Origin of the sequence: Neoroseomonas rubea, assembly GCF_016106015.1 — a bacterium.
Taxonomy (GTDB): Bacteria; Pseudomonadota; Alphaproteobacteria; order Acetobacterales; family Acetobacteraceae; genus Neoroseomonas; species Neoroseomonas rubea.
In genome coordinates this window covers 1-4,357 of the sequence record NZ_JACADQ010000347.1, presented here as the reverse complement: position 1 = coordinate 4,357, position 4,357 = coordinate 1, and the positions used below count along the sequence as shown (strand labels likewise).

The following is a 4,357-nucleotide window of genomic DNA, read 5'->3' as shown; positions in this document are numbered from 1 at the left end:
CGGCGCGGCGAGCGGAACCTACGACGCCATGCTGCTGAACTGCATCGACCCGCGCTTCACGACCCACAGCCTGTTCTTCATGGCCTCCCAGGGGATGCGCGACAAGTACAGCCAGTTCGTGGTCGCCGGCGGGCCGATCGGGGCGGTGCATCCGCGCTTCGCCGCCTGGCATGCGGCGTTCTGGGAGAACCTGGCGGTCTCGGTGCAGCTGCACAGCATCAAGCGCGTCGTCGCCCTGACGCACCGGGATTGCGGCGCGGCGAAGCTCGCCCTGGGCGACGCGGCGGTCGCGACGCGGGAGGCCGAGACGCTGTCGCATGGCGAGCAGCTGCGCGCCTTCCGGGCCGAGGCCGGGCGCCGCCAGCCTGCGCTGGCGGTCACGGCGGGCATCATGGACCTCGACGGGTCCGTGCAGCTGGTGAACTGATCCCCGCCTGTAGCGGGCGGGCGCCTACAGCGTCCGCCCGTGGCAGGCCTTGAACTTCTTGCCCGAGCCGCAGGGGCAGGGCGCGTTGCGCGGCGTGCGGTGCCAGGTGGACGGGTCGTTCGGATCCACCCCCTGGGCCATCGGCCGCGGCGCCGCGGTGCCGATCGACATGGGCACGGGCTCGTAGGTCGTGCCGCCATTGGCCATCTCGAGCTCGGCCGCCGCCATGGCCGGGTCCGGGTGGCGCATGTCGAGGAAGCCGATGCCCTCGGGCGACGGCGGCGGGGCCTCGGGGCGCAGCTCGATCCGCAGCAGCAGCGACGTCACGCGCTCCCGCAGGTCGGACAGCATGCCGTTGAACAGCGCGAAGGCTTCCGACTTGTACTCGTTCAGCGGGTCGCGCTGGCCATAGGCGCGCAGGCCGATGCCCTGGCGCAGATGGTCGAGCGCCAGCAGGTGTTCCTTCCACACCTGGTCGAAGACCTGCAGAAGCAGGGATTTCTCGACCTGCCGCATGATGTCCGGGCCGACATTGGCCGCCCGCGCGGCGTAGGAGCGGTCGGCCGCTTCTTCCAGCCGCTCGCGCACCGCCTCGTCGTCGATCCCTTCCTCCTTCGCCCAGTCGGCGACGGGGACGTCGAGACCGAGGATGTCCTGGACCTGGCGCTGCAGGGTCTCGAGGTCCCATTGCTCGGGATAGGCGTTTTCGGGGATGCAGCGGGCGACGATGTCGCCGATCGTCTCCCGGCGCATCTCCTGGATCGTCTCGGCGACGTCGTCGGCGACCATGAAGGCGCGGCGCTGGGCGTAGACCTCCCGCCGCTGGTCGTTCATGACGTCGTCGTACTTGAGAAGGTTCTTGCGCATGTCGAAGTTGCGCGCCTCGACCTTCTTCTGCGCCTTCTCCAGCGCCTTGTTGATCCAGGGATGGACGATCGCTTCCCCGTCCTTCAGCCCGAGCTTGGTCAGCATCCCGCTCATGCGGTCCGACCCGAAGATGCGCATCAGGTCGTCTTCGAGGGAGAGGAAGAAGCGCGACGCGCCCGGGTCGCCCTGGCGGCCGGAGCGGCCGCGCAGCTGGTTGTCGATGCGCCGGCTCTCATGCCGTTCGGTGCCGATGACGAACAGGCCGCCGGCGGCCTTCACCGCCGGGCGCACCGCCTCGACCTCGGCCTTGTGCTTGGCGACCGCGGCCTCGTAGGCCTCGCCCTCGCCGGTGCCGGCCTCGTGGCGGGCCAGCATCTCGTAGTTGCCGCCGAGCTGGATGTCGGTGCCGCGCCCGGCCATGTTGGTCGCGATGGTCACCGCACCTGGCCGGCCAGCCTGGGCGACGATGCCGGCCTCCTGCTCGTGGTAGCGGGCGTTGAGCACCTGGTGCGGGACGTTCTTCTTCTTCAGCAGCGCGGAGATCAGTTCCGACTTCTCGATGCTGGTGGTGCCGACAAGCACGGGTTGGCCGCGGTCACGCGCCTCGGCGATCAGCGCCGCCACCGCCTCGTACTTCTCGGCCGCGGTGCGATACACCTCGTCGTCGCCGTCCTCGCGCGCCACCGGCACGTTGGTCGGGATCTCCACCACCTCGAGCTTGTAGATCTCGGCGAATTCGTCGGCCTCGGTCGAGGCCGTGCCGGTCATGCCCGCGAGCTTCGGATAGAGGCGGAAGTAGTTCTGGAAGGTGATGGAGGCGAGCGTCTGGTTCTCCGGCTGGACGGTGACGTGCTCCTTCGCCTCCAGCGCCTGGTGCAGCCCGTCCGAATAGCGCCGGCCTTCCATCATGCGGCCGGTGAACTCGTCGATGATGACGATCTTGTCCTGCCGGACGACGTATTCGACGTCGCGCTTGAACAGCGCGTGCGCGCGCACCGACTGGTTCAGGTGGTGCACCACCGTGACGTTGCCGATGTCATACAGGTCGCCTTCCGTGACGAGGCCGGCGTCCTTGAGCATCTGCTCGGCGCGCTCGCTGCCTTCCTCGGTCAGGGTGACGGTGCGCTGCTTCTCGTCCTTCTCGAAGGTCGTCTCGTCCTTGACCAGTTCCTTCACCACCTCGTCCACGCTGCGGTAGAGGTCGGAGGAATCCTCGGAGGGGCCGGAGATGATCAGCGGCGTGCGCGCCTCGTCCACCAGGATGCTGTCGACCTCGTCGACGATGGCGTAGGCGAAGTCACGCTGCACCATGTCGGCCAGCGAGTACTTCATGTTGTCGCGCAGGTAGTCGAAGCCGTATTCGTTGTTCGTGCCGTAGGTGACGTCGCAGGCATAGGCCGCGCGGCGCTCGTCATCCGTCAGCCCGTGCACGATCACGCCGACGGTCAGGCCGAGGAAGCGGTAGATCCGCCCCATCCACTCCGCGTCGCGGCGGGCGAGGTAGTCGTTCACCGTGACGACATGCACGCCCTTGGCCGGCAGGGCGTTGAGATAGACCGGGAGCGTCGCGACGAGGGTCTTGCCCTCGCCGGTCTTCATCTCGGCGATCTTGCCTTCGTGCAGGACCATGCCGCCGATCATCTGCACATCGAAATGGCGCAGGCCGAGCACGCGGCGCGCCGCTTCGCGCACCGTCGCGAAGGCTTCGGGCAGCAGGGCGTCGAGGGTTTCCCCCTGCGCCAGCCGCTCGCGGAACAGCGCGGTCTGGCCGGCCAGCGCCTCGTCCGACAGCGCCTGCATCTTCGGCTCGAGCGCGTTGATCGCGGGCACGCGGGACTGATAGCGCTTGAGGGCGCGGTCGTTGGAGGTGCCGAAGAGGGCGGCGGCAAGGCGGGCGAACATCGGGGGTGTCGGTCTCCCGCGCCCGCCGGATCCTGCCGCGGGCGCTCGCGGAACGCGCCGCGCCGTCCAACCGTTGCCGGTACGGGACGGGTCGCGGCGCGGCCCCGGCAGAGATAGGCGGCCGGGCAGGGCGGGTCAACGTTCCGCGCCTTGTCGCCCCATGAGGCTTCGGCCATGTTCCGGCCATTCCCGGACCCGAGAGACCATGACCCTGCGCCGCCCACCCGCCTTTTTGCTCCGCGCGGGCCTTGCCCTGGCGCTGGCCGCCGGCCTGCCGGGCCTGGTCCTGGCCCAGCCCACCCCGGCGACCCCGCCGGGGGACCCGGTGGTGGCGCGGGTGGATGGGGAGCCTATCCTGCTGTCGGACCTCGCCGCCGCGGCGCGGGACCTGCCGGAGGAAGTGCGCGGCGCGCCGCCGCAGATGCTCTACCCCCTGCTGCTCGACCAGATGATCGCCGGCCGCGCCGTGACCGCCGCTGCCCGCCGCGCCGGGCTGGACCGGGAGGAGGAGGTGCGCGCCCGCATCCGCCGCGCCGAGGAGCAGGAGCTCCAGCAGGCCTGGCTGAGCCGCGAGATCGCGACGCGCGTGACCGACGAGACCGTGCGCGCCCGCTACGACCGGGAGGTCGCGTCCCGCCCGGCGGAGGAGGAGGTGCGCGCCCGGCACATCCTGGTGCCGACGGAAACCGAGGCCCGCGCCGCCCTGGCCGAGATCCGCGGCGGCGCCGACTTCATGGCGGTGGCGCAGCGCCGTTCGACCGGCCCCGGGTCCCGCGAGGGCGGCGACCTCGGCTTCTTCCGCCGCGGCGACATGGTGCCCGAATTCGCCGAGGCCGCCTTCGCGCTGCAGGCGGGGCAGGTCAGCGAGAACCCCGTCCGCTCCCCCTTCGGCTGGCACGTGATCAAGGTGGAGGAGCGCCGCCGCGCCGCCGCGCCGCCCTTCGAGGAAGTCTCCCAGGCGATCCGCCAGCAATTGCTGGAAGCCGAGGTGCAGGCCGCCGTCGAACGCGCGCGGACCGCCGCGCGGGTCGAGCGCTTCAACCTCGACGGGTCCGCACCGCGCCCGACCGGGCGCGCCCAGCCATAGGAGGCCGCGCAGCCGACCACCTGGGCGGCGAGCGACAGCAGCGTCCCCTCCAGCGCCCCGAAGGCGTAGCCGCC

Annotated in this window: 3 protein-coding genes; 2 read left to right on the top strand and 1 reads right to left on the bottom strand. The window is 70.9% G+C overall.

What is annotated here, in order from left to right:
- Positions 1–427, top strand: a 427-nt coding sequence (locus HW577_RS21430; RefSeq protein WP_198378152.1) for a hypothetical protein, incomplete at its 5' end; no start/stop codon positions are given.
- A gap of 24 nt (positions 428–451) precedes the next feature.
- Here the strand turns inward: HW577_RS21430 and secA are convergent.
- Positions 452–3,196, bottom strand: a complete 2,745-nt coding sequence (gene secA / locus HW577_RS21425) for a preprotein translocase subunit SecA (RefSeq protein ID WP_198378151.1) — start codon at positions 3,194–3,196, stop codon at positions 452–454.
- 205 nt (positions 3,197–3,401) lie between these two features.
- Here secA and HW577_RS21420 point away from each other — a divergent pair, with 205 nt between their 5' ends.
- A complete protein-coding gene (locus HW577_RS21420; protein ID WP_198378150.1) occupies positions 3,402–4,283 on the top strand; it encodes a peptidylprolyl isomerase in 882 nt (293 codons plus the stop codon).
- The last annotated feature ends 74 nt before the right edge of the window (positions 4,284–4,357 follow it).

What these genes read in the sequence shown, in the direction of transcription:
- secA (WP_198378151.1), bottom strand. Translation starts at nt 3,196, where the DNA reads ATGTTCGCCCGCCTTGCCGCCGCCCTCTTCGGCACCTCCAACGACCGC.
- HW577_RS21420 (WP_198378150.1), top strand. Translation starts at nt 3,402, where the DNA reads ATGACCCTGCGCCGCCCACCCGCCTTTTTGCTCCGCGCGGGCCTTGCC.